At 67.0% G+C, this 24,930-nt stretch carries 25 protein-coding genes and 1 other RNA gene; 16 read left to right on the top strand and 10 right to left on the bottom strand.

The features are described from left to right. The first annotated feature begins 3 nt into the window (after window positions 1–3). The gene (locus MRAB57_RS20375; protein ID WP_077088952.1) at window positions 4–1,590 is read left to right on the top strand and encodes a CYTH and CHAD domain-containing protein; all 1,587 of its coding nucleotides are present in this window, start codon (window positions 4–6) and stop codon (window positions 1,588–1,590) included. Window positions 1,591–1,611: 21 nt separating this feature from the next. On the opposite strand, the gene rnpB is transcribed toward MRAB57_RS20375, so the two are convergent. After that, window positions 1,612–2,014: RNase P RNA component class A (rnpB, locus tag MRAB57_RS20370), an RNA gene on the bottom strand. A 99-nt stretch (window positions 2,015–2,113) separates the two neighbouring features. Here rnpB and MRAB57_RS20365 point away from each other — a divergent pair. From MRAB57_RS20365 to MRAB57_RS20355, 3 genes are read left to right on the top strand one after another with little or no spacing between them, the layout of a single operon-like run. Further along, the gene (locus MRAB57_RS20365; RefSeq protein WP_077088951.1) at window positions 2,114–3,280 is read left to right on the top strand and encodes a cytochrome P450; all 1,167 of its coding nucleotides are present in this window, start codon (window positions 2,114–2,116) and stop codon (window positions 3,278–3,280) included. After that, a complete protein-coding gene (locus tag MRAB57_RS20360) occupies window positions 3,277–3,471 on the top strand; it encodes a ferredoxin (protein WP_077088950.1) in 195 nt (64 codons plus the stop codon). Before MRAB57_RS20365 ends, MRAB57_RS20360 begins: the two co-directional genes overlap by 4 nt. 17 nt (window positions 3,472–3,488) lie before the next feature. Further along, window positions 3,489–3,986, top strand: coding sequence for a DUF6941 family protein (locus MRAB57_RS20355; protein ID WP_077088949.1), 498 nt, complete (start codon window positions 3,489–3,491; stop codon window positions 3,984–3,986). A gap of 15 nt (window positions 3,987–4,001) precedes the next feature. On the opposite strand, the gene MRAB57_RS20350 is transcribed toward MRAB57_RS20355, so the two are convergent. From MRAB57_RS20350 to MRAB57_RS20330, 5 genes are all read right to left on the bottom strand, one after another. Then, a complete protein-coding gene (locus MRAB57_RS20350; protein ID WP_077088948.1) occupies window positions 4,002–5,108 on the bottom strand; it encodes a bifunctional RNase H/acid phosphatase in 1,107 nt (368 codons plus the stop codon). Further along, on the bottom strand, window positions 5,105–5,842 hold the full coding sequence (locus MRAB57_RS20345; protein ID WP_077088947.1) for a zinc ribbon domain-containing protein: 738 nt from the start codon (window positions 5,840–5,842) through the stop codon (window positions 5,105–5,107). The genes MRAB57_RS20350 and MRAB57_RS20345 overlap by 4 nt, the downstream gene beginning before the upstream one ends. Beyond that, window positions 5,839–6,975 (bottom strand): Nif3-like dinuclear metal center hexameric protein, encoded by a 1,137-nt coding sequence (locus tag MRAB57_RS20340; protein ID WP_077088946.1) that lies wholly within the window; start codon window positions 6,973–6,975, stop codon window positions 5,839–5,841. The genes MRAB57_RS20345 and MRAB57_RS20340 overlap by 4 nt, the downstream gene beginning before the upstream one ends. Beyond that, entirely contained in the window at window positions 6,972–8,030 is a 1,059-nt protein-coding gene (cobC, locus tag MRAB57_RS20335) for an Rv2231c family histidinol phosphate aminotransferase CobC (RefSeq protein WP_077088945.1), read from the bottom strand. The genes MRAB57_RS20340 and cobC overlap by 4 nt, the downstream gene beginning before the upstream one ends. 73 nt (window positions 8,031–8,103) lie before the next feature. Then, window positions 8,104–8,955, bottom strand: coding sequence for an alpha/beta hydrolase (locus MRAB57_RS20330; protein ID WP_077088944.1), 852 nt, complete (start codon window positions 8,953–8,955; stop codon window positions 8,104–8,106). Window positions 8,956–9,180: 225 nt separating this feature from the next. Here MRAB57_RS20330 and MRAB57_RS20325 point away from each other — a divergent pair, with 225 nt between their 5' ends. From MRAB57_RS20325 to MRAB57_RS20315, 3 genes are read left to right on the top strand one after another with little or no spacing between them, the layout of a single operon-like run. Next, on the top strand, window positions 9,181–9,858 hold the full coding sequence (locus MRAB57_RS20325; protein WP_173813952.1) for an HAD-IA family hydrolase: 678 nt from the start codon (window positions 9,181–9,183) through the stop codon (window positions 9,856–9,858). Next, window positions 9,851–10,348: a low molecular weight protein-tyrosine-phosphatase gene (locus MRAB57_RS20320; protein WP_077088943.1), complete on the top strand. Its 498-nt coding sequence runs from the start codon at window positions 9,851–9,853 to the stop codon at window positions 10,346–10,348. Before MRAB57_RS20325 ends, MRAB57_RS20320 begins: the two co-directional genes overlap by 8 nt. Further along, window positions 10,348–11,163 carry an SURF1 family cytochrome oxidase biogenesis protein gene (locus tag MRAB57_RS20315; protein ID WP_077088942.1) on the top strand — a complete coding sequence of 272 codons (816 nt, stop codon included), beginning with the start codon at window positions 10,348–10,350 and terminating at the stop codon, window positions 11,161–11,163. The genes MRAB57_RS20320 and MRAB57_RS20315 overlap by 1 nt, the downstream gene beginning before the upstream one ends. 160 nt (window positions 11,164–11,323) lie before the next feature. On the opposite strand, the gene MRAB57_RS20310 is transcribed toward MRAB57_RS20315, so the two are convergent. Continuing rightward, window positions 11,324–12,265 carry a cobalamin biosynthesis protein gene (locus MRAB57_RS20310; protein ID WP_077088941.1) on the bottom strand — a complete coding sequence of 314 codons (942 nt, stop codon included), beginning with the start codon at window positions 12,263–12,265 and terminating at the stop codon, window positions 11,324–11,326. A gap of 119 nt (window positions 12,266–12,384) precedes the next feature. Between MRAB57_RS20310 and MRAB57_RS20305 the strand changes: the two genes are divergently transcribed. Genes MRAB57_RS20305 through MRAB57_RS20295 form a run of 3 tightly spaced genes read left to right on the top strand, consistent with a single transcriptional unit; the run spans window position 12,385 to window position 14,372 of the window. Next, window positions 12,385–13,200, top strand: a complete 816-nt coding sequence (locus MRAB57_RS20305) for an oxygenase MpaB family protein (RefSeq protein ID WP_077088940.1) — start codon at window positions 12,385–12,387, stop codon at window positions 13,198–13,200. Further along, the gene (locus tag MRAB57_RS20300) at window positions 13,201–13,977 is read left to right on the top strand and encodes an SDR family NAD(P)-dependent oxidoreductase (RefSeq protein WP_077088939.1); all 777 of its coding nucleotides are present in this window, start codon (window positions 13,201–13,203) and stop codon (window positions 13,975–13,977) included. After that, entirely contained in the window at window positions 13,974–14,372 is a 399-nt protein-coding gene (locus MRAB57_RS20295; protein ID WP_077088938.1) for a VOC family protein, read from the top strand. Before MRAB57_RS20300 ends, MRAB57_RS20295 begins: the two co-directional genes overlap by 4 nt. A gap of 4 nt (window positions 14,373–14,376) precedes the next feature. Here MRAB57_RS20295 and MRAB57_RS20290 read toward each other — a convergent pair whose 3' ends face one another. Continuing rightward, a complete protein-coding gene (locus MRAB57_RS20290; RefSeq protein WP_077088937.1) occupies window positions 14,377–15,507 on the bottom strand; it encodes an epoxide hydrolase family protein in 1,131 nt (376 codons plus the stop codon). A gap of 46 nt (window positions 15,508–15,553) precedes the next feature. Continuing rightward, the gene (locus tag MRAB57_RS20285; protein WP_077088936.1) at window positions 15,554–16,156 is read right to left on the bottom strand and encodes a TetR/AcrR family transcriptional regulator; all 603 of its coding nucleotides are present in this window, start codon (window positions 16,154–16,156) and stop codon (window positions 15,554–15,556) included. A gap of 125 nt (window positions 16,157–16,281) precedes the next feature. Here MRAB57_RS20285 and MRAB57_RS20280 point away from each other — a divergent pair, with 125 nt between their 5' ends. From MRAB57_RS20280 to MRAB57_RS20255, 6 genes are all read left to right on the top strand, one after another. Then, window positions 16,282–17,427, top strand: coding sequence for a spirocyclase AveC family protein (locus tag MRAB57_RS20280; protein WP_077088935.1), 1,146 nt, complete (start codon window positions 16,282–16,284; stop codon window positions 17,425–17,427). 4 nt (window positions 17,428–17,431) lie between these two features. Further along, window positions 17,432–18,244, top strand: a complete 813-nt coding sequence (locus MRAB57_RS20275; protein WP_077088934.1) for a CbbQ/NirQ/NorQ/GpvN family protein — start codon at window positions 17,432–17,434, stop codon at window positions 18,242–18,244. Then, window positions 18,241–19,896 (top strand): nitric oxide reductase activation protein NorD, encoded by a 1,656-nt coding sequence (locus MRAB57_RS20270; protein ID WP_077088933.1) that lies wholly within the window; start codon window positions 18,241–18,243, stop codon window positions 19,894–19,896. The genes MRAB57_RS20275 and MRAB57_RS20270 overlap by 4 nt, the downstream gene beginning before the upstream one ends. 326 nt (window positions 19,897–20,222) lie before the next feature. After that, on the top strand, window positions 20,223–21,824 hold the full coding sequence (locus MRAB57_RS20265) for a GMC family oxidoreductase (protein WP_077088932.1): 1,602 nt from the start codon (window positions 20,223–20,225) through the stop codon (window positions 21,822–21,824). A 20-nt stretch (window positions 21,825–21,844) separates the two neighbouring features. Next, window positions 21,845–22,558 carry a hemerythrin domain-containing protein gene (locus tag MRAB57_RS20260; RefSeq protein ID WP_083743477.1) on the top strand — a complete coding sequence of 238 codons (714 nt, stop codon included), beginning with the start codon at window positions 21,845–21,847 and terminating at the stop codon, window positions 22,556–22,558. Then, on the top strand, window positions 22,558–23,589 hold the full coding sequence (locus tag MRAB57_RS20255) for a methyltransferase (RefSeq protein ID WP_083743476.1): 1,032 nt from the start codon (window positions 22,558–22,560) through the stop codon (window positions 23,587–23,589). Before MRAB57_RS20260 ends, MRAB57_RS20255 begins: the two co-directional genes overlap by 1 nt. 83 nt (window positions 23,590–23,672) lie before the next feature. Here the strand turns inward: MRAB57_RS20255 and MRAB57_RS20250 are convergent, their stop codons facing one another. After that, window positions 23,673–24,593 carry a sigma-70 family RNA polymerase sigma factor gene (locus MRAB57_RS20250; protein WP_077088929.1) on the bottom strand — a complete coding sequence of 307 codons (921 nt, stop codon included), beginning with the start codon at window positions 24,591–24,593 and terminating at the stop codon, window positions 23,673–23,675. Between the last annotated feature and the right edge of the window lie 337 nt (window positions 24,594–24,930).

The following is a 24,930-nucleotide window of genomic DNA, read 5'->3' as shown; positions in this document are numbered from 1 at the left end:
AAAATGCCTGGAAACGCGCCGAAAACCTCGCGTCATTTGGAGGTAGAGCGCAAGTTCGACGTCGTCGAATCGACCGTGACGCCGTCGTTCGAGGGCATCGCGGCCGTCGCCCACGTGGAGAAGTCGCCGACGCAGTCGCTGGACGCGATGTACTTCGACACACCGGCGCAGGACCTGGCCCGCAACAAGATCACGCTGCGCCGCCGCACCGGTGGCCACGACGCGGGCTGGCACCTGAAGCTGCCGGCCGGGCCCGACGCCCGCACCGAGATCCACGCGCCGCTGGGGTCCTCGGCCGAAGACACGGTGCCGACCGAGTTGCTCGACGTGGTGCTGGCGATCGTGCGCGACCGACCGGTCAAGCCGGTCGCCCGGATCACCACCAGGCGCGAGAGCCAGGTGCTCTACGGCGCCGCGGGCAACGCGCTGGCGGAGTTCAGCAACGATCACGTGACCGCGTGGGCCGCCGGGGCGAGCGAGGACAGCGACTCGGGCCCGGTCGAGCAAGAGTGGCGCGAGTGGGAGCTGGAGCTCGCCGAGGCCGATGGACCCTCCGACACCGAGCTGTTGAGCCGGTTGAGCAACCGGCTGCTCGACGCCGGCGCCCAGCCCGCCGGCCACGGCTCCAAGCTGGCCCGCGTCCTGGGCAGCACGGTGCCGTCCGACGACAAGCAGCTTCCCGAGGACCCGGTCCAGCGCGCGGTGGCCGAGCAGGTCGCCGAGCTGCTGGTGTGGGACCGCGCGGTGCGCGCCGACGCCTTCGACTCCGTGCACCAGATGCGGGTCACCACCCGCAAGATCCGCAGTCTGCTGCGCGACGCCGAAGAGTCGCTCGGGTTGACCGACGGCGCGTTCGCCTGGGTCCTCGACGAATTGCGCGAACTCGCCGGGGTGCTGGGCGTGGCGCGCGACGCCGAGGTGCTCGCGCAGCGCTACGAGGCCGAACTGGACCGGCTGCCGGCCGAGCTGGTGCGCGGGCCGGTGCGCGTGCGTCTGGTCGAGGGCGCCCAGCACCGCTACCAAACCGGGTGGCGACGCTCGTTGATGGCGATGCGCACGCAGCGCTACTTCCGTCTGCTCGACGCGCTGGAAACTCTGGTCGCCGAAAGCCCGGTCACCGCCTCCGGCGAGGAGGCGGCGCCGGTCACCATCGACACCGCCTACAAGAAGGTGCGCAAGGCCGCCAAGGCCGCCGCCCAAGCCGAGCAGGCCGCCGCCGAAGCCGAAGACGCGGAGGCCACGCGGGCCGACGAGACCGATCACGAGGGTTCCGAAGAGCACGACCCCGACGAGGCGCTGCACCGAATTCGTAAGCGCGCCAAGCGGCTTCGCTACACCGCGGCGGCGACCGGCGCCGACGACGTGTCCAAGCAGGCGAAGGCCATCCAGTCGCTGCTGGGTGATCATCAGGACAGCGTGGTCAGCCGTGAGCACCTGCTGCAGCAGGCCGGGGCCGCACACGAGGCCGGCGAGGACACCTTCACCTACGGGCTGCTCTACCAGCAGGAGGCCGACCTGGCCGACAGCTCACGGCAGCAGCTCGACGAGGCGCTACGCAAACTCGACAAGTCGGTGAAAAAGGCGCGCTGACGCCCGGCGAACCGGGCGAGGCGGGCGAGTTGGCCTGTAAGCCGGATTCTGTTCCCCGCCGCCGCGGCGTAAGCAACGGCGGCGCGGCGGCGACCATCCATCTGGACACACCGTTGCCGGGTGCCTCGAGCGGCCTACCCGCAGGCTCGGGCGAGCAGCCCTCGAACACCTGCGCGGCCGCACACCAGGTGCGGCCTTCTTGGCCTTGCTTCGGGTGGGGTTTGCCTAGCCACTCCGGTCACCCGGAATGCTGGTGCGCTCTTACCGCACCGTTTCACCCTTACCACCGCGAGGGTGGCGGTTTGTTTTCTGTGGCACTTTCCCGCGAGTCGCCTCGGATTGCTGTTAGCAATCACCCTGCTCTGTGAAGTCCGGACTTTCCTCGACTCGTGCGAGCACGTGCCGCGGCCGCCCGGCCAACTCGTCCGCACGAACACGGTACCCGGCCCGCAACCGGCTGACCAGCGGCCACCTGCACTATTCGACCATTGCTCAACAAGACCGTTGGTGTCACGCTGTCGTGATGACAGAAGCCAATGCTTACGTCGACCAGGCAGTGACGGGCCTCGCCGAGCCCCAGCCGATGTACAAGGCACTGCGCGAGTCGACCCCGGTCTTCCGGTCGGAGCAGGCGGTGGTCCTCAGCCGCCTGGCCGACATTGAGATGGCACTCAAGAACACCGAAATCTTCTCGTCGAAGGACGCCGTCGACCTCGGCAACATCCGGCCGCTGATCCCGCTGCAGGTCGATCCGCCCGATCACGCAAAGTACCGCCGCATTCTCGATCCGCTGTTCACCCCGCGCGAGATGGCCCGGCGCGAGCCACAAGTCGCCGAATTGGTGAACGAGATGATCGACCGGTTCGCCGACCGGGGTGAATGCGACTTCCACGAGGAGTTCGCGGTGCCGCTGCCCTGCACGGTCTTCCTGCAACTGCTGGGACTGCCGCTGGCCGACCTCGACCAGTTCCTGGAATGGAAGGACGGCGTGATCCGCCCGGAGGGCGACTCCGGCTACGACCGCCGCCACGAGTCTTCAGCCCCGATGGCCCAGCAGATTTACGACTATTTCGACCGCGCCATCGACGACCACATCGCCAGCCCACGCGACGACGTCCTGTCCGCGATGGTCGCGGCCCAGATCGACGGGCAACCGCTGTCGCGCGAGGAACTGCTCGACATCTGCTTCCTGTTCCTGATCGCGGGCCTCGACACCGTCACCGACTCGCTCGACTGCTTCTTCGTCTACCTGGCGCGCCACCCCGACCACCGCCACCAGCTCGTCGCCGAGCCCGACGTCCTGCCGCATGCGATCGAGGAGCTATTGCGTTGGGAGACACCGGTACCCGGTGTGGTGCGGGTCGTCATGCGCGACGTCGAGGTCGGCGGCTGCCCCATCAGCAAGGGCGAACGGGTGAGCCCGCTGCTCGGCGCGGCCAACACCGACCCGGAGGAGTTTCCCGATCCGGACCTTGTCGACTTCCGTCGCAGCCCCAATCGGCATCGCGCGTTCGGCGGCGGTGCCCATCGCTGCCTGGGATCCCATCTGGCCCGCATGGAACTGCGCGTCGCGCTGCGCGAATTCCACCGGCGCATACCCGATTACGAGATCAAACCGGGTACCCACCTGACGTACACCGCCGCGCTTCGGTCGGTGGAATCGTTGCCGCTGACCTTTCCTTCATCATGAGCCGCATCGTCGTCGACGCCGACCGCTGCGTCGGGCATGGACGCTGCTACACCTTGGCCCCGGACGTCTTCGACGCCGACGACGTCGGTCACTGCGTCGTGCTCACCGAGGAAGTTTCTGACGAATCCGAACTACAGGCCAAGATCGGCGAGCAGAATTGCCCCGAGCAGGCGATCAGCCTGACCCACTAGACGTGAGGTGAGAAATCATGGAACTGGCTGCGCTGCTCTGCAACCACGCGGAGGTGCAGAACAATCGGCTTTACATCCTCGGCGGCGGGATCGATCTGACCGTCATCCCCGCCGGCCACCCCGGCCCGTGGTCGGTGTCGCTGTCGCTGGCGCTCAGCATCGAAGTCCCGTGGATCGAGACCAACGAAGAGCACGCGGTGCACATCGCCCTGCTGGACGCCGAGGGCGACCCGGTCGAGGTGCCGACGAGCTCGACCGACCGCAATCCGTTCGGCGTCGACCTCCGGTTCAACGTCGGCCGCCCGTCCCACCTGGAGGACGGCGCGAGCCAGACTGTCGCGTTGGCCGTCAACGTGCCGGCGCTGCCGTTCGAGAAGCTCGGGTCGTACACGTTCGCCTTCAGCATCGACAACAAAGAACTGCGGCGCCTGCCCTACCGGCTGGTGGGTCAGCGAGTCGCGCCGGCCGAGCCCAGCGGCCCCCCGGACGGCAGGCGCGTCGTTCCCGTCGTGTGAGCGACTTCCCGACTGCTACAGATAGTCGGTCTGATTGACCAGACGCACCGATGATGCTTCGTCCGAATAGAATTCGGCGATACTCAGCGACGCCAGGTCGAGGTGTAGCCGGTAGAGGATGCCAGGGCCGGCGTCCAGCGCGAGGCGCAACAGCATCTTGATCGGCGTCACGTGGGAGACCACCAACACCGTGGTGCCTTCGTGGGCGGCGATAATGCGCTCCCGCGCGCGGGTCACCCGTTCGAGCGCCGCGTCAAAGCTCTCCCCGCCCGGTGGCTTCGTCCTGGTGTCGCCCAGCCATCGGCGATGCAGATCGGGATCGCGCTCGGCGGCCTCGGTGAACGTCAGTCCCTCCCAAGCGCCGAAGTCCGTTTCGATGAGGTCGTCATCGACGGTCACGTCGAGGCCCAGTGCCTTGGCGGCCGCCGTGGCGGTGTCGTAGGCGCGCTGCAGCGGCGAGGAGATCACGGCGGCGATCCCGCCGCGCTGCGCCAGGTACCCCGCCGCCGCGGCCGCTTGGTGCCGTCCCAACTCGGTCAGCTCCGGGTTGCCCCGCCCCGAATAGCGCCGGTGCACCGACAGCTCGGTCTGCCCGTGCCGCAAGAGCAAAAATCTGGTGGGCGTGCCGCGGGCGCCGGTCCAGCCGGGAGAGGGTTGCGCCGCAACGGCTTTCGCGGGCTCTGCGTCTTTGTCGACTTTATCGACGAGGTCACCGGTTTCGGCCGCCGCGTCCATCGCCTCGTTGGCCAACCGGTCGGCGTGCGAGTTGCGCGCCCGCGGTATCCAGTTGTACCTGATCCATTCGAACCCCGACGCGAGGGCGCGCGCCTGGCGGTGCAGCTCCGCGAGGTCGGGGTGTTTGACCTTCCACCGCCCGGACATCTGCTCGACCACCAGCTTGGAGTCCATGTACACCTCGACCTCGCTGGCGCCGAGCCGGGCAGCGTCCTCCAAACCGGCTATCAGGCCGCGGTATTCGGCGACGTTGTTGGTCGCCCTGCCGATGGCCTGTTTGGATTCGGCGAGCACGGCCGAGTCGTCCTTGCTGCGCACGACGGCGCCGTAGCCGGCCGGGCCGGGGTTTCCCCGCGATCCGCCGTCGGCCTCGATCACAACCCTCACTGGCCGGATCCTCTGAGCCGCAGCAGGATTGCGCCGCACTCCGGGCAGCGCACCACCTCGTCCTCGGCGGCCGCGGTGATGCGGGCCATTTCGCCGCGGTCGATCTCGATCCGGCAGGCCCCACATCGATGGCCCAGCAGCCGCCCGGCGCCGGGCCCGCCGCCGGCCCGCTGCCGCTCGTAAACGGCGGACAGGTCAGCGTTCAGGGTGGCCGCCAGGGTGTCACGCCGCGACGACTGCGACTGGCGCGCCTCGTCGACCTCGGCGATCGCTGCGTCCAGGGCCTGCTGCGCGCCTGCCAGATCCGCCTGCAGCGCCTCGATGGCCGCCTCCTCGGCGGCCAGCTGGCTCTGCAAATCCTCCCGATGCTCCATGACCTCCAGCAGGGAATCCTCCAGGCTGGCCTGACGCCGCTCCAGGGTCTCCAGTTCGTGCTGCAGATCCGACAGCTGCTTGGCGTCGGTCGCCCCGGACTGCAGCAGTCCGCGGTCGCGCTCCTCGCGCTGGCGCACCGCCTCGATCTCGGATTCGAACCGCGACACCTGGGCATTCAAGTCTTCCAACGCTATTCGGACCGTGGCCACCCGGTCGCCGGCGGCGGCGTGCTCGACCCGGATCTGCTCGACGGCCTCGCGCTGCGGCAGATGCGTAGCCCGATGCGCGATGCGGGACAGCTCGGCGTCCAGCTCCGAAAGCTCCAGGAGCGATTGTTGTTGTGCTAGTTCGGCCTTCATGTCTGCTCTCCCCCGCAATTGCCAAGGTTCCACGGGTCGGTGCGCAGGGTGGACACGCGCACCGACAGCGAGGAACCGAAACGAGACCGCAACAGCTGCGCGGCTTGGTCGCACCAGGGGAATTCGCTGGCCCAGTGCGCGACGTCGATCAGCGCCACCCCCGAGGCCCGGCGATGCTCGTCGGCGGGATGGTGACGCAGGTCGGCGGTGACATAGGCCTGCACGCCGGCGCCGGCCACGGCGCCCAGCAGCGAATCCCCGGCGCCCCCGCAGACCGCGACGCGCGAGACGGCCAGGTCCGGGTCGCCCGCGGCGCGTACCCCCCACGACGTCTGTGGCAGCGCCCCGCTCACGCGGGAGACGAACGCGCCCAACGGTTCCGGCTGCGGCAGCGCGCAGATGCGGCCGAGCCCGACATCGCCGGGCAGCGGCACCATGGCGAAGACGTCGAAGGCGGGTTCCTCGTAGGGATGGGCGGCGCGCATCGCCGACCACACGGCGCCCCGAAGGCGTGCGGGGGCTATGACCTCGAACCGGTCCTCGTCCACCCGCTCGACGTTGCCGACGCTGCCGACGGCCGGCGTGGCCCCTTCGTGCGGCAGGAATTGCCCGATGCCGCTGACGCTCCAGCTGCAGTGCGAATAGTCGCCGATCTGGCCGGCGCCGGCGTCGAACACCGCGGCCCGCACGGCTTCCGCATTCTCGCGGGGCACGTAGATGACCCACTTGTCCAGGTCCGCGGTGGCCGACAGCGGCTCGAGCACCGCTTCTACCGTCAGGCCGAGGGCGTCGGCCAGCGCGTCGGAGACCCCCGGCGAGGCCGAGTCGGCATTGGTGTGCGCGGTGAATAGTGAACGCCCCGTGCGGATCAGGCGATGCACCAGCGCGCCCTTGGGTGTACTGGCCGCGACGGTGTCGACTCCGCGCAGCAGCAGCGGGTGGTGGGCCAGCAGCAGGCCGCCGTCCGGCACCTCGTCGACGACGGCCGGGGTGGCGTCGACCGCGATGGTCACCGAGTCCAGCGCGTCGTCGGGGTCGCCACACACCAGGCCGACCGAATCCCACGACTCAGCCAGCCGCGGCGGGTAGGCCGCGTCCAGCACCTCGATCACCTCGGACAGCCGCACGCTCAACGTCGGCCTCCGCTGCACATCGCTGCCGCAGAACCATCTTGGATTCCCTGGACCAGCAGCGGCCACTCGCGGCGCACCGCGGCCCGCAGATACTGCTCGTCCAGGCCGACGAAGGTATCGCAGCGGCGGATCGCAATCCCCTTGCGCTGCAAGCTCATTCGTATCCGCTCCGCGTCGGGCGTGCGGAACAACACAAACGGTGCCTGGCCCGCGACGACGTCGGCGCCGGCCGCCTGTAGACCGACCACCATCTCCATGCGCAACTGAACCAACCGCACGGCTTCGGCGGCCGCTTCGGCCACGGCTTCGGCGGCACAACAGGCCTCGATGGCCACCAGCTGCAGCGTGCCCACCGGCCAGTGCGCCCGCTGGGCGGTCAACCGCGCCAACACCTCTGGCGAGCCAAGCGCGTAGCCCACTCGCAACCCGGCCAACGACCACGTCTTGGTGAGGCTGCGCAGCACCAGCACGTCGGGCAGCGAATCCCCGGCCAACGACTCCGGTTCGCCGGGAACCGAATCAGCGAATGCCTCGTCGACCACCAGGACCCGCCCCGGGCGGCGCAGTGCCAGCAGCTGCTCGCGGGTGTGCAGCACCGAGGTGGGGTTGGTCGGATTACCCACCACCACCAGGTCGGCATCCTCGGGCACCTCGACGCCGTCGAGCCCGAAGGGCCGCTCCAGAACGATGTGATGGACCGGCACTCCGGCCGACGTCAGCGCGACGGCCGGCTCGGTGAACGACGGCGCGATGATCGCGGCCCGCGCCGGACGCAGGTTGGGCAACAGGGCGAATCCTTCGGCGGCACCGGCCAGCGGCAGCACCTCGTCGCGGGCCCGCCCGTGGCGCGCCGCCACCGCGTCCTGGGCCCGGCGTACGTCCTCGGCGCTGGGGTAGCCGGCCAGGTCCGGCAGCCGCGCGGCGAGCCGCGCAACCAACCACTCCGGCGGCCGCCCGTGGCGCACGTTGACGGCGAAATCCAGCATGCCGGGCGCGACGGCCTGGTCACCGTGATAGCGCGCCGCCACCGGCGCGCTCGGGTCCAGGCCTGCCATCCGTGAAACACTAGTGCGCCGCCACGGCGCCGCTCACGCGACCGCGATATTGCTCGAAGCCGTCGCGACCGAATCAGACGAAGCGCTGAATGAACTTCACGGCGACGTCGGCGACCTCTTTCCATCCGTTGTCGATGACCAGCGAGTGACCCCGACCGGGGATCCGCTCGATCTCGGTGACGCCGGAGTTGTGCTTGGACTGGATTTTGTAGGTGGCCTCGGTGACCGCCAGCGGCACGGTGTGGTCGTTTGCGCCCGCGATGACCAGCAGCGGACCGCGGTCGGGGTTCTTGGAATCGACCCGGGTTTCGCTGAACGGGTTGAAGTTCGCCCCCGCCGATTGAAAGATCGGCGGCCCCGGCGCCGGCACGTGGAACGTCTCGTGCAGTTCCTTGGCTTCGGCGTCGTCGAGGTTATTGGCCCAGCCGTACTTGAACTGTTCGAAGTTCAGGGTGACCGTCTTCCCGTAATTTGCGGGATTCCCCAGGACCGGCAATGCAGATCTCAGCGCCGAGATCGGGAGCGGCAGTACACCTCTGAATGGAGCGTTGTCGATCGCCACTGTCGCCGCTGATACGCCGGTCCCCGCGATCTTCTGCGCTATCAGTCCGCCGAACGAATGTCCGACCACCGCGGGCTTCTTCGTCAGCTGCCCGATGGTATCCAGGTAGTGATCGGTGACGGCTTGAACCTTCTTGTGCGCAAACACTTCTGGCTTTGCGCGTGCCTCGGCAACGGAGGACGGATCGTCGGGCCAACCCGGCGCTATGGTCGTGTAGCCGTTCGCCTCGAACAGATCACGCCAACGTTGCCAGCTGCTGGAGAGCAGCCACAGCCCGTGGACGAATACCACTGGAGTCAGCCCGGAGGCGTTGGCTCTGTCGATCTCGGCCCGTTCCCAGCCCGCGATGGTGCTTTCGGTCATGCGCCTACCTTCCGGAGCCGCCGTACCGGCGTTTGGGGACAACCGGCACCGCGGTAAGCAATGAGTCGTGCCGGAGACATTATTTGTCGGGCACGCGCGGAACGCTATGCGAGAGGCCCCACCGCCGGCCATACAAAGAATCCTCATAGAAATAATTCGCCCCGCGCGCGGTTGCCGTACCGAGCCTGGCAATCCTCGCCTCGCCCCATCTAGGACAATGGTGGCGTGACAGGCACAGTGTCAGCCGATAGCGCGGCCCCGCAGCTGGTGATCTTCGATCTCGACGGCACCCTCACCGACTCCGCCGAGGGGATCGTCACCTGCTTCCTGCACGCGCTCAGCCACGTCGGTGCCGACGTGCCCGAAGGCGACCTGACGGCCATGATCGTGGGCCCGCCCATGGACGAGACCTTCCACTCGATGGGCCTCGGCGAGCACGCCGATGCGGCGTTCACGGCGTTCCGGGCCGAGTACGGCAGCCGGGGCTGGGCGATGAACAGCCTGTTCGACGGGATCGAGCAGCTGCTCGCCGACCTGCGCGCCGCCGGCGTCCGCCTGGCCGTGGCGACCTCGAAGCTGGAATCCACCGCGCGACGCATCCTCGCCCATTTCGACCTCGACCAGCATTTCGAAGTCATCGCCGGCGCGTGCCCGGATGCCTCGCGCAGGAGCAAGGAAGAGGTGCTGGCGCACGCGCTCTCTCAGCTGCAGCCGCTGCCCGAGCGCGTGCTGATGGTCGGCGATCGCAGCCACGACGTCCAGGGAGCGGCCGCGCACGGCATCGACACGGTGGTGGTCGGCTGGGGCTACGGGCGGGCCGACTTCGCCGACGACGCGTCCCCGGTCGTGGGCGTGACACACGCGACGACGGTCGACGAGCTGCGGAGGGCGCTGGGTGTCTGAGTCGACTCCGCTGCACGTGACGTTCGTCTGTACCGGCAACATCTGCCGCTCGCCGATGGCCGCGAAGATGTTCGCCGACCAACTGCAGCGCCGCGGGCTTGCCGCCTCGGTGCGGGTGACCAGCGCGGGCACCGGCAATTGGCATGTTGGCAATTGCGCCGACGAGCGGGCCGCGCGGGTGCTGAGTGCCCACGGCTATTCCACCGAGCACCGCGCCGCGCAGGTCGACGACGACCACCTGGGCGCCGATCTGGTGATTGCGTTGGGCCGCAACCACCTTCGACAGTTGCAGCAGCTCGGCGTCGACGACGACCGAATCCGGATGCTGCGCTCGTTCGACCCGCGCTCGGGCGCCTACGCCCTGGACGTCGAGGACCCCTATTACGGTGACCACGCCGACTTCGAGGAGGTCTTCACCGTCATCGAGGCGGCGCTGCCCGGCCTGCACGACTGGGTCGACGAGCAGCTGGCGCAGAACGGCCACGGTTGATGCGCCGGCTGGCATTTCTGCTGCGGCCGGGCTGGATCGCGCTGATCCTGGTGGTCATCGCCTTCACGTATTTGTGCTTCATGGTGCTCGCGCCGTGGCAGCTGGGAAAGAACTCCCGGACGTCGCGAGAGAACCAGCAGATCTCGGATTCGCTCAACACCGCCCCTGTTTCGCTGAAAACTCTGCTGCCACAGCAGAATTCGACGGCACCGAACGCGCAGTGGCGCCGGGTGACGGCGACCGGGCACTACCTGCCCGATGCCCAGGTGCTGGCACGGTTGCGAGTGGTGGATTCAGACCAGGCTTTTGAGGTGCTGGCGCCGTTCGCCGTCGACGACGGGCCCACCGTTCTGGTCGACCGTGGTTACGTGCGGCCCCTGCCCGGCTCGCACGTCCCGCCGATCCCCAGCCCCCCGCCGGGCGCGGTGACCATCACCGCGCGCCTGCGCGACTCCGAGCCGGACCTGCCGGGCAAGGACCCGTTCTCGCGAGACGGCTTCCAGCAGGTGTATTCGATCAGCACCGAACAGATCTCGGTACTGACAAAGGTGCCGCTGGCCGGGTCGTATCTGCAGCTCGTCGAGGATCAACCCGGCGGGCTGGGGCCGATCGGCGTGCCGCATCTGGACGCCGGGCCGTTTTTGTCCTACGGCATCCAGTGGATCTCGTTCGGCATCCTGGCGCCGATCGGGCTGGGCTACTTCGCCTACTCCGAGATCCGGGTCCGGCGTCAGGAGCGCGCGCAGGCGCCGACGCCGCAAGGCCCGGCGACCGTCGAGGAGAAACTCGCCGACCGCTACGGCCGCCGCCACTGAGCGTGCGCTGACGGCGTTCGACGTGCGCTGACGGTTTTCCGTGTGCGCTGGCGGCGGGGACAGGCCGAGCGAGGCCGCCCTGCCCGCACACTCAACGCCGCGGCAGCACACTCACCAGCACACGTGCACACCCGACGCCCCACCTGCACACTCAAAGCCGTCAGCGCACGGCGGACAACCCGGCCAGCACGGCGGCCGCCAGCTGCACCGCCCGCGACAGCGCCACCGCGCGGCGCAGGTCGTCCACCGCCGGCTCCGGGCCGTCGCCGAGGGTGGGCCGGATCTGCAGCTCGTGGTGGTACTGCGTGGGGCCGCCGAGCCGCACGCCCAGCGCCCCCGCGAAGGCCGCCTCGACGACGCCGGCGTTGGGGCTGGGATGCCGCCCCGCGTCGCGCCGCCAGCTGAGCAGCGCGGCCGACGGCGATCCACCGACTGCCGGGGCACACGCAGCGACCAGCACGGCCGTTACCCGGGCGCCGGCGAAGTTGGCGGCATCGTCTAATCGTGCTGCGGCCCAACCGAATCGGGTGTAGCGCGGCGAGCGATGGCCGATCATCGAATCCAGGGTGTTGATGGCGCGGTAGGTCAGCGCCGCGGGCGCCCCACCGACTGCCGCCCACAACAGGGGCGCCACCTGGGCATCGGAGGTGTTCTCCGCGACCGACTCCAGCGCCGCGCGCGTCAATCCCCCGCCGTCGAGTTGCTCCGGGTCGCGCCCGCACAGTGACGGCAGCAGCCGCCGCGCGGCCTCGACATCACCGCGCTCCAGCAGCTCCGCCATTTCCAGGCCGGTCTGCGCCAGCGAGGCACCGCCCAGCGAGATCCAGGTGGCCGCGGCGGTCGCGGCGATCGACCACAGCCGGCCCCGGCGCGCGGCGGCGCGCTGCGCGACCGTGCCGAGCAGGCTCACCGCGCCGACCGCCAGACCCACGTGCACCGCGCCGTCGAGCTTGGCGTCGCGGTAGGTGACCTGCTCCAGCCCGGCCGCCGCCTGGCCGAACACCGCGACGGGATGACCCCGCTTCGGGTCACGCAGCGCCAGGTCGGCCAGGTAGCCGGCCAGCACGCCGACGATCCGGGCACGCCGCGTCGTCACGAACACCCCGGCAGCGTCTCATACCCAGCTAATCCGCCAGGGAGGCCACGTCCGCCCACTTTCGCGCCGATCTAACTTCTAGACCGTCATCGGGTGGTCATACTCGATCTCATGAGGCGACCGCGATGAAGCGACCCGCGACCCGGGTCGCCGACCTGTTGAACCCGGCGGCGACGTTGCTGCCCGCCGCGAACGTGATCATGCAGCTGTCGCTGCCCGGTGTCGGGTATGGCGTGCTGGAGAGCCCGGTGGACAGCGGCAACGTCTACAAGCATCCGTTCAAGCGGGCCCGCACCACCGGCACCTACCTCGCGGTGGCGACCATCGGCACCGAGTCCGACCGAGCGCTGATTCGCGGCGCCGTCGACGTCGCCCACCGCCAGGTGCGGTCGAGGGTGTCAAGCCCGGTGTCCTACAACGCTTTCGACCCCAAGCTACAGCTGTGGGTTGCGGCGTGCCTGTACCGCTATTTCGTCGACCAGCACGAGTTTCTGTACGGCACACTCGACGACGCCACCGCCGACGCGGTCTACCAGGACGCCAAGAAGCTGGGCACCACGCTGCAGGTCCCCGAGCGGATGTGGCCGCCGGACCGCGTCGCGTTCGACGAGTACTGGAAGCGCTCGCTCGAGGACCTGCGCATTGACGCTCCCGTTCGGGAACACCTGCGCGGCGTGGCCGCGGTGGTCTTCCTGCCATGGCCGCTCAACGCGCTAGCGGGACCGTTCAACCTGTTCGCGACGACCGGCTTCCTGGCCCCGGAGTTCCGGTCGATGATGCAGCTGGACTGGTCGGAGAAGAAGCAACGCCGGTTCGAATGGCTGCTGTCCGGCCTGCGGCTGGCCGATCGCCTGATACCGCACCGCGTATGGATCCTCGGCTATCAGATGTACCTGTGGGACATGCGGTCTCGCGCGCGCCGCGGCCGGCGGATCGTCTGAATGGGCCGGCTCGAGGGCAAGGTCGCCATCATCACCGGCGCCGGCTCGGGCATCGGCTGGGCGGCTGCCAGCCGGTTCGCCGAGGAAGGGGCCCGCGTCGTCTGCGCCGACATCAGCGGGCAGGAAACCGACATCGCCGGCCGGCTCGGTGATCGCGCCGTGCCGGTGCGTGTCGACGTCACCGACGCCGACGACGTGCAGCGCATGGTCGCCACCGCCGTCGAGCGGTTCGGCAAGGTCGACGTGCTGCTGAACAACGCCGGATTCGGCGGACCACATGTGGCACTGGCCGACACCGACGAGGCGCTGTTCGACAAGATCCTCGCGATCAACCTCAAGGGCGTGTTCCTCGGGATGAAGTACGCGATCCCGGCGATGCTCGACGGCGGTGGTGGCGCCATCGTCAACACCGCCTCGGCGTCCGGACTGGTCGGGTGGAAAGGGTTGGCCTGCTACGCCGCGGCCAAGGCCGCGGTGGTGCAGATGACGAAGTCCGCGGCGCTCGATTACGCGAAGACGAACGTGCGCATCAACGCGATCTGCCCGGGCATGACCTACACCGGGCTGGCCGGGGCCAAACCCGACGACGAGGTGCCAGCGGGTAGCTACCTGCCGACACCGATGGCCCGCTGGGGCGAACCGGCCGAACTCGCTTCCGCCGCACTGTTTCTCGCCAGCGACGAGGCCTCGTTCGTCACCGGCGCGGCGCTGGCCGTCGACGGTGGATACTCGGCCAGCGGCCCGATGCTCAGCTCCGGGCGTAAGGTCAAGCCATGACCTTCCCGGCCCTCAATCACGTTGCCGTCACGGTGCGTGATGTCGACGTCAGCGGGCCGTGGTACCGGCGCCTGTTCGGCGCCGATCCCATCGCCGATGAGCACGACGACGCCGCCGGCTACCGGCACCAGGTGTGGTTGATCGCCGGCGGCACGTTGTTCGGCATCCACCAGCACGACAGCCCCGCTCCCGACGAGAAATTCAGCGAGCACCGCGTCGGCCTGGACCACGTCGGCTTCGGCTGCGCCAGCCGCGCCGAGCTGCAGGAGTGGGTCACCCGGCTCGACGAGCTCGGCATCGAGCACGGCGGCGTCGTGGACGCGGACTACGGGTGCGGCCTGAGTTTCCGCGATCCCGACGGCATAGCGCTGGAGTTCTTCGCCCTTCCCGGGTAACCCGTCAGCGCACCGTCGCGAAGAACGCGCGGACGTCGTCGACGAACAGCTCGGGCTGTTCGAACGCGGCGAAGTGGCCGCCGCGCGGCATCGCGGTCCAGCGGGTGATGTTGTAGTTCGGCTCGCACCAGCTCCGCGGCGGCTTCAACAGCTCACCCGGGAAAGCGGCTACGCCCGTGGGCAATTCGACCCGATCCCCGCCGCGCCACACCCGGAAGCTCTCCCAGTACAGCCGGGCCGACGACGTGGCGGTGCCGGTCACCCAATACACCATCACGTTGTCCAGCAGCTCGTCGCGGGTCAGCGCGTTTTCGGGATGCCCGTCGCAATCCGACCACGCCCAGAACTTTTCGACGATCCACGCCAGCTGCCCCGTCGGCGAATCGCTGAGGCCGTACCCCAGCGTCTGCGGGCGGGTGGACTGCTGCGTGGAATACCCGATGCCCCACTTGCGGTGGTTGGCCAGCCCGGCCATGGCCGCCTTCTCCTCCTCGGTGGGGTTCTTCAGGCTCTCGGCCGACGGCGCGCCGATCGGCATGTTCAGGTGGATGGCCGCGCAGTGGTTGCCGCCGGAGCTGCCGTTTCGGCCGAGCTGCGTGGTGACGGCCGCGCCCCAGTCGCCGCCCTGGGCGCCGTAGCGGTTGTAGCCCAGGCGCTGCATCAGGGTCTCCCACGCCTCGGCGATCTTCTCCACGCCCCAGCCGGTGCGGCTGGGCTTGCCCGAGAAGCCGTAGCCGGGCAGCGACGGGCACACCACGTGGAACGCGTCTTCGGCGCGCCCGGACGCCGGATTGGTCAGCGGCTCAATCACTTTATGGAACTCCACGATCGAGCCCGGCCAGCCGTGCGTGATCACCAACGGGAAGGCGTCCTCGTGCGGCGAGCGCTGGTGGATGAAATGAATGTCCAGCCCGTCGATGTCGGTGACGAATTGGTCGAAGCGGTTGAGCGCGGCCTCGCGCGACCGCCAGTCGTATTCGTTGGCCCAGTAGTCGGCGAGCTCGCGGGTGTACGCCAGCGGAATGCCCTGGCTCCAGTCGTCCACGCACTCGGCCTCGGGCCAACGGGTGCGCGCCAGACGCGTGCGCAGATCGTCAAGAACGTCGTCGGCAACATCGATTCGAAACGGGTTCACCCGTTCATAGTGCAGCCGGGCGCACGACCGGCCACACGCGGCCCGGTCAGGGCAGCTTGATCATTGACGTGTACATCTCCACGATCGGGCGGTACAGATCGACGTCATCGAGTTGACTGCCCAGCACGATCGAGTCGCTGGTGGCGACCAGCACTTGGGCAAAGGTCAGCGCGGGCATCAGCAGTGTCCCGCCGAGTTGGTCGACGCCCTTCGAAATGAACTTGGCCAGCGCCCCGACAGCTTCGAGTCGTTTGGCCGCCACTCGTTCGCGGGCGTCGGGATTGCGCAGCAGATAGAGGGTGAACTCGTGGCCCAACGCGGCATGCTCGGCTCCGCGGTCACGGCTCAGTTGACTCCAGCGTTCGACGATCTCGTCGAGCTCGTGCGCGCCCACCTCGGTGGCAGCGGACATCACTTCGGTGAAGTTGTCGAAATAGCGCCGCCAGTAGCGGTCACTGACGGCCAGGAACAAGTCTTCCTTTGTCGAAAAATGTTTGTAAATGGCGCCTTTGGTATAGCCGGCAGTGTGCGCGATGTCGTCTAAGGTGGCGGCGAGAAAGCCCTTTTCGCCAAACACTTCCTCTGCCGCGTCGACGAGCAGTGAGCGCGTGTGTTCCAGGCGACGCTCCCGCGTCCAACGCTCAACCATGCGCGAGATTCTGCCAGATCTGCTCAGAATCTCTTCCGTTTTCCAGATACTCGTGAGTATATTTTGGCGAGACCACCGGACCTCGCGACGACCTTGGAGCGTCGATGCAGAAGGAGTCAGCCCTGATGAGCGATTTATCCAGCAAGTTGGTCGACGCGCCGGGCGCCGGCAATGGACCGAATCAGTCGGCGGTCAAGCCGATCACGGTGTGGGCCGCAGTGGGCGGCGCGCTACTGGCGCTGCAGCTCTACGTATGGGTCCGCTGGATCACCGGACCGTATTTCGAGCACGTGCCCTCGGGCCCCGGCGATCCGCCGATGTACATGAAGGTGCCGCTGGTGGCCAACGCGGTCTGCGCATGCGTCGGCTTCCCACTTGCGCTGTGGTGGTTCATCATCAGACCCTGGCGCCGGGAGCGGCGGATCACTCTTGACGGCATGCTCTTGCTGTCCTGCGGTCTGATGTTCTTCCAGGACCCGCTGCTCAACTACCTCAACACCTGGTGCACCTACAACACCTGGAACTTCAACCGGGGCGCCTGGTCGTCGGACATTCCGGGCTGGGTCTCCCCGGAGGTTCCGGGCCATCAGGCCGCCGAACCGCTGCTGACGAACACGCCGGGCTACGCCTTGAACATCCTGTTCCTCATCGCCGGCTGTTGGGTGATGCGCAAAGCCAAAGCCCGGTGGCCCCACGTGAGCAACATGAAGCTGATCGGCATCGTCTACGCGTTCAACATCGTCGTCGACTTCGTCATGGAGGGCCTGATCATGCTGCCGATCGGGTTCTACGTTTATCCCGGTGCGATTCGCGCGGTTTCGATCAATGCCGGCACCTATTACCAGTGGCCGATCTACGAAGGGCTGATGTGGGGCGGCGTCCTGACTGGCTTGACGTGCCTGCGGTACTTCACCGACGATCGCGGCCGCACCATTGTAGAGCGCGGAATCGACCACGTGCGAGGCGGTTTCGCGAAGATACAGCTGGTCCGATTCCTGGCGATCTTCGCCGCGGTGAGCGGATGCTTCTTTTTCTTCTACAACCTTCCCGCGCAATGGGTCGCGATGCATGCCGACCCATGGCCTGCCGACGTCCAGAAGAGGTCCTACCTCAACGGCGGCATCTGCGGCGACGGTACCGATCAGCCATGCCCCAATCCCGTGCTGCCGATGCCGACCAAACGCTCCGGCTACATCGATACCAACGGACAGTTGGTGCTCCCGAAGGGAGCCCAGCTTCCTCAGACCGTCCCCTACGAGCGCAGGAAATAAGCCATTGACCAACAGCCAAGCCGTCCAATCCGCAACGGAAGCACCGTTTTACAGGGCCGCTGGCGACGAGGTCGACGTCTTCGCTGCGGCCGCCCGGCGGGGCGTGCCGGTGCTACTGAAGGGGCCGACCGGGTGCGGGAAGACGCGCTTCGTCGAGGCGATGGCTCACCAACTCGGCCGCGAGCTGATCACCGTCGCCGGTCACGAAGACATGACCTCGGCCGACCTGGTCGGACGCTTCCAGCTCAAGGGCGGTGAAACCGTTTGGGTAGACGGACCGTTGACGCGCGCGGCGCGCCACGGCGCGATCTGCTACCTCGACGAGGTGGTGGAAGCGCGCCAGGACACCATCGTCGTCATTCACTCACTGGCCGATCATCGCCGTGAACTCAGCATCGATCGGCTTGGCGCCACGTTGCGAGCGGCACCCGGGTTCCAGCTGGTGATCTCGTACAACCCCGGCTATCAATCCGTTTTGAAGAATCTCAAGGAATCCACCCGTCAGCGTTTCGTCGCCATCGAGCTGGGCTTTCCGCCCGCCGAGGTCGAAGCCGAAGTGGTTGCCCACGAATCGGGAATCGACCTGTCGACCGCGCACGCCCTGGTCAAGGTCGGACACGCCATCCGCGGCTTGCAAGGATCGCCGCTGGGCGAGGTGTCGTCAACCCGAATGCTGATCCTGGCAGGTGAACTCGTCGCCGAAGGGCTCAGCCTGCGTAGGGCCGCGCAGTCCGCGATCGTCGAAATCCTGTCCGACGATCAGGACGTCGTGCGGGCTCTCGGTGAGCTGGTCGACGCGGTGCTGCCCGCGACGTGACCGATCCGGATCGGTTCCGCTTGCTGGCCAGCTTCATCGCCGGCCGGGCGGTGGACGTGGTCCCGGCGGCAGTCGGCGAGCCCGCCCACACCGATGGGCGGGTTATCTTTGTCTGCGCGTCCGTCAGCGCCGACGAGCTACGCCGCCAGGTCGTGGCCCAAAGCGCACTCATCGGCGCGGGAAGCCTTGCGCCCCGAATGGTTCGGCAACTACGGATGCGCCCCGCCCTCGCCCGTCGATACCTCGGCCTGGAAGGTCGCCGGGTGCTCGTCGAGTTGGCGCAACGACTTCCGCTGGCCGCCACGCTCAGCCCCGACATCCGGCCACCCACCGCAACCGCCGACGAGTCACTCGACATGGCCGGTAGCCGGTCGGTCGTCGCGGACCCGCCCGCGTGGTTCGGAGTCATCAAACCCACACTGCTGCTCCGCCTTTCAGAGCACGACGCCCGTACCACCGACAGAGATCTGCGATTCGCCGGTAGCGCCGACCGGCCCGACGAGGACGCGGACGAGCCCGCCGAACGCAGCACAATTCTCAAACTGTTCGAGAACCCGCTGATGAACTCGAGGATGGTGTCCGAATTCCTCCGCAAGTTGTTCGGCACCTCGCGCGCACCGGGCGACAATGCCGCCGGCGCGGAACTGAGCCTCGGTGGCCTTCGGCGCGCGCACACGCTCAGCAGGCAGGCACGGCCAGTACCTACTGCGATCCGCGTCGACGACGACAGCAAACCGGCCAGCGCCCTCGGCGTAGGCGCCGCACTGCATCCGGAATGGGACGTCTTCGCCGGCCTGTACCGGCCCGATTGGTGTCGAGTCTTCGAGTACCCGCTGACCGCCGGACTCGGCAACCCCGCCGCCGAGGTCGCGCACGACGAGGTGCTGCGCAAACGCCTGTCCCGGATCGGGCTGAGCCCACGGGTCTTACGGGGCCGCCCCGACGGCGACGAACTCGACACCGACGCGCTGATCGACTTCGTCGTCGACCTGCACTCCGGCCATACACCTGCCCCGCACGTTTACACCGAGCGCCGACACCTCACTCGCGATCTGGGAGTTGTGATCCTGCTGGATGCGTCGGGATCGGTCACCGACGCCGACCCGGACGGCCGGGCTGTGCACGAGCACCAGCGGCGCGCGGCGGCAACCCTGGCCGCAGCGCTAGAGGACCTCGGCGACCGGGTCGCGGTTTACGCCTTTCGATCGGAAGGCCGCGAAGCAGTCCACCTGCTCGCGATCAAGACATTCGCACAGCGCTTCGGCGCGACCAGCCGGGGACAGCTCAGCGAGTTGCAGCCATCGGGCTACACCCGGCTGGGTGCCGGAATCCGCGGCGCGGCAGCCATTCTCAAAACTCAAGCCGGGACACGGCATCGACTGCTGCTCGTCTTGTCAGACGGATTCCCGTATGACCATGGCTACGAAGGGCATTACGCCGAATCCGATACCCGCAAGGCGCTCGAAGAACTTCGCGCCGATGGAATTGCCGGTCTGTGCCTGACGCTGGGCAGTGGAGCCCCGGCACAGGCGCTGAACCGGGTGTTCGGCCCCGCCAATCACCTCAGCGCAGCGACGCTGGCCGAATTGAGTCCACGGATGGACGAACTGTTTCTCTTGGCCTTACGCGAACTGGCCGCACCCGCACCGTAGTTCCGGACCGGCAGCATCAACGCTTCCCGGCCCCGCCGCGACCGCACTTGATCGGTTCCCACGTCACGGCTCGCCGCTACGGCTTCAAACCGCCGCGCTGGCGTGGTAGGCGATGCGCGTCCTCGACGCGTAGCACTGGGATTCCCATCTTGTCTGCGCTCATGCCCCTCTCGTGGTGGTGTCGGTCATGGGTGGGGGTGTCACGTGGTCGGCTGCCTCGGTCGATGTCATTTCGGTATCGCGGGGTGCGGAACAGGTCTTGGACACGCGCAACGGACTCCCAAAGACTCGAAGGCACAGCTAGCGACGAGAGAGGGAGGGCCGAAATGAGCGGGTACCAAGGCAAGAACGTTTCTTCATCGCGGGACACGTTCGATTACGTCATCGTCGGCGCCGGTAGCGCGGGTTGCGTGTTGGCCAATCGGCTCTCCGCCGATCCGTCGGTCCGAGTGTTGTTGCTCGAGGCCGGCCCGCCCGATACCCTGACCTCCATCCGGGTGCCCGTGCTCTGGACCGGGTTGTTCGGTTCGGAAGTCGATTGGGATTATCGCCTTGAACCCCAACCGCATTACGCCGGGTCAGACCTGTACCCCCGGGGAAAGACACTGGGCGGTTCGTCCGCGATCAACGCTATGATCTACATTCGCGGTCACCGCACCGACTTCGACGGCTGGAGCGAGAAGGGCTGTAGCGGTTGGGATTACGAGACGGTACTGCCGTATTTCATCAAGGCCGAGAGCAATAGCCGACTCGAAGCGCCATTTCACGGCAAAGAAGGCCCGCTGCACGTCGAGGACAAGCTGTTTGCCCACGAGCTCTCGCAGAGCTGGATCGGCTCGGCCGTCGAGTGGGGTCTGCCGATCAACGACGACTTCAACGGGACGAACCAATTCGGCGCGGGCGCATACCAAGTGACCTGCCACGAGGGTTGGCGATGGACGACTGCCGACGCGTATCTGAAACCCGTGCACCATCGGCCCAACCTGACCGTGCGGGCCAATTCGCCGGCGACGGAGATCCTGTTCGATGATCAGCGCGCATGCGGGGTGGCCTATCTGCATAGCGGCGTCGAGACCAGCGCGCGCGCCGATGCCGAAGTGATCCTTAGCGCAGGAGCGATCAATTCCCCGCAGCTGCTGATGCTGTCGGGCATCGGGCCTGCCGAGCAGTTGCGCGCACACGACATCGCGGTCAAGGTCAACCTGCCCGGTGTCGGAGCCAACCTCAACGATCACACCATGACGCCCATCGTCTGGTCGACGAAAGACTCGACCGATCTACTGCAACTGGCCACCCCGGAGAACATGGCCCGCTGGCAGCGGCGCGGCGGTGGCCCCTTCTGCTCCATCGGTGGCGATGTCGGCGGATTCCTGTGCACCAACGGCAGCGACGTTCCTGATATTCAACTAACCTGTGGCCCAATATCCTTCGTGTATCATCGCCGCTTCGAGATGCCGCTGGAGAACTTCACCATGTTGGTGTCGGCTACGCATCCGCGCAGCCGAGGTCGACTCACGTTGCGCTGCAACGACCCGCTCAGCGCACCCCGCATCGACGCCGGCTACTTCAGCGAGCCCTCCGACCTCGAAGTCGTCAAACAAGGCCTGCGCGCGGTACTGGAAATAGCCGACCATCAACCGCTCAAGGCCAACCTCGGTGCGCTGCGACTGCCCGACAGCGCACCCGACGACGCCGCGCTCACCGAACACATCCGGCGTTGGTCACAGACCCAATACCACCCGGTCGGGACCTGTGCGATGGGCGTGGACGAAGATTCCGTCGTCGACCCAGAACTGCGGGTGCGCGGAGTCGACAACCTTCGGGTGATGGACGCCTCCGTGATGCCGTCCATCATCGGCGGCAACACCAACGCGACCACCATCATGATCGGTGAAAAGGGCGCAGATCTAGTGCGGGCCAACCGATGACAACTCCACCGCAGGTACCGATGGCTGACGTCGAGGAGATGTGCCTCGTCCACACAATGTTGCGCCGCGAGTTCAGCTTGCTGCCCGTCTTGATCCGCGGCGCGGATCAAGACGATGCGAAGCGTAGGGCTCTCATCGGTGCGCACGCACAGCTCCTGTGCCAGCTTCTGCACACGCATCACGAAGGCGAAGACCTGGTTCTCTGGCCGCTGCTTCTCGAACGAGCCGCGGTCGAGGCGACCGAGATCGTACTCATCATGGGGGAACAACATGACGCTATCGCGGCCGCGCACAACGAAGCAGTCCATCGGCTCGGTGACTGGTGCAGATTCGGCCGCGATGGAGAACGGCTCGCAACGGTGCTCGATGATCTTGTACAGGTCCTGACAGAACACACTGCGCTCGAAGAGCAGGCCGTGCTTCCCCTTGCCGCGCGGCACGTCACCGCCGCGGAGTGGGCACAGATGGGTCAGCACGGGATGGACACTTTCCAGAAGCGACTCTTGCCCTTGGCCTTTGGCATGCTGATGTATGAGGGTGATCCCGCGGTGATGCGGCGAACACTTTCCAACGTGCCCATGCCGGCGCGACTCCTGATGCCGATCGTCGCTCCGCGCACCTTCAAGCGCCACGCTCGGCGGGTCTATGGCACCTCGACGCCGCCCACGGTCACGGCCTATCCAAACCCACAGCCAACTACGGACGCTAACCCGGCGACTCAAGGAGATAGCTAATGACACAAGCGGAATCGCTGCACTCGGATGCAGACGCCCACGCAATGCTGCTCGACATTTTGTTCGGCTATTGGAGCAGTCATATCCTGCGCTCGTTGGCCACGCTCTCCGTGGCCGACCACCTCGCCGATGGACCCCTGACCGCCGCGGAACTGGCGGCTCGCACGGGCGGCGTGACCGATCGCACCTTTCGTCTCTTGCGAGCGGGAGTGGCTATCGGAGTGCTGAAGTCGGATGGCGATGAGCATTTCGAGACCACGCCACTACTCGACACGATGCGCAAGGACTCACAGCGATCACTTTATCCAGTGGTCGTGGGTATGACGGCTCCCTGGATCACGCTGTCGTGGCGTCTACTGCCGGAGGCAATTCAGTCGACCATGCTGCCGGCGAACAGCGCGTTGGGGACAGACCTGTTCAACTACCTCGAAGGAAATCCCGAGGAAGGGCGCCAGTTCTCCGAGATGATGGCCGCCCTGACGACGCTTTGGGCGGGCGACGCGGCCGACCTCATTGACACCACCAATGTTGGTTGCGCAATCGACGTCGGCGGCGCAAGCGGCAGCCTGTTGCGACTACTACAGGAGCGCAACCCCCGGCTGCGCGGAGTGATATTCGACAGGCCCAATGTCATCAGGGAGATCGCGCCTCCAATAGCGGTGAGCGACTTCGGTTCCCGCACCGACTTCGTGGGTGGTGACTTCTTTGCGTCCGTTCCAGCCGGCGACCTCTATCTACTGAAAATGATCTTGCATGATTGGGATGACGAACACTGTGTCACCATTCTCCAGCGCTGCCGCGAGGCGATGGAACCCGGCGGCCGTATCGTCATTATCGAGATGATCATGGGCGACCCGCAGACACCGGGTTTTGTGGCGTTGATGGATCTCAACATGCTGGTCGCATGCCCAGACGGCCGGGAACGCACCTTGGACGAGTTCGATGCCTTACTGCGGGCCGCTGGTCTGCAGCGCACCGAAACCCACCCCAAGCCGCTCGGGCACAGCGTGATTGAAGCATGTGCTACATGACTCGGTAACGCCGTCGGTGGTGCTTCGGGCGGTGCGTGCAACGGCGCTTCGGACTCTCGGCCGATCAGGTCGCCGGATGTCAGCTACCGCGCTTGCCCGAAAATGCTTGGAAGCCGACGGGCCTTGTCCAGGAGCTCGCGATCGGACTTGGCGAGGCGATCCAAACGAGGCGCGAATGTGGCGATGATCCGGTGGAATCTGTCGACCAACTGCTCGACCGTCATGCCGAAGGCGGGATAGACATCCTCGTCCCGCCCACCGCCGTGCGGCCCCCAAAGCAGTACGTAGCGAACGATCTCACGATCGAACCAGTCAAGTTGACCTGCGCAGGTGCCATCCTCGGATAATCGTTGGAGCATCGCGCGTTTCGACTTCCGGCGTCGCACCCGAGCCACGTTGTTCGACGTATCCTCCGCAAACTCGCACGCCTCCTGCTCGCGGCAAGAAGCGAGCAGCACGTGCCGCAAGTGATCGCGGCCGCGGTACAGCAGTGACATCACGGCGCTGACTGAGCGGTTGGTGATGTGGGCGATCTCCGCGTACGAGAAGCCCTCGATGTCGGCGTAGTACACCACCATGCGAGTGTCTTGTCGCAACGCCTGCAGGGCTTCTGTGAACACTGCGGCCGGCAACGCCTTGAGCGCCTCCACCTCCGCCGAGCTCAACCGTGTCGATGCGCGCTCTCGGGCCCTAGCCGGGTGCCAATCGTTCGTCGTGTCGTTGCGTCCTTCGGACAGCCGACGGTGTTGAGCGCGAAGACTGCCGACGTAGGCGTTGGTCATGAGCCGATACAACGAGGCCCTTAGGTTGGTGCCGTCAGGAAGCGAGCCGAATTGCCTGTGGGCGTTCATCATCGCCTCTTCCAGGAGATCCTCTGCAGCTAGTCGATCCCCGGTTAGCGCTAGCGCACCCCGGTAGAGCGGGTCGAGCAGTGGGAGAGCCTCGCGCTCGAAGCTGATCGCAAGCTCAGCGTCATTCTCGTTGCCGCGTTCGACGGTGCGCACGTCCTCATCAACTCCGCCGCGCGTGCTGTGCGATCGGGTAAATCGTCGCCGTGGTGTTACTCGGGAACGTGGTCGGCAGGACGGACACGGCGGGTTCGGAGTCCGTGGACGCCGTACGGGCGCCGTTGGTTGGCGGCCGAGAATTCCGCATCCGCAGGAGAACACGTGAGCCGATACCGACTCCGGCGTGGGCCATGACGTTCACCAGCGAATAAATGCGCCGTATGCCCGCGAGCCCCCGACGTGGGCATACGGATCGCTTGATATCCCAGGCTGTTTCGGCGGAGTCCTTAGTGGGCCGTTTCCGCCACACCGCCGAGATGCGTAACCTATCTCC

It is taken from the genome of Mycobacterium rhizamassiliense (assembly GCF_900157375.1).
Classification (GTDB): Bacteria; Actinomycetota; Actinomycetes; order Mycobacteriales; family Mycobacteriaceae; genus Mycobacterium; species Mycobacterium rhizamassiliense.
The sequence above is the reverse complement of the archived record's forward strand: the minus strand, read 5'-3'. Positions and strand labels throughout refer to the sequence as shown.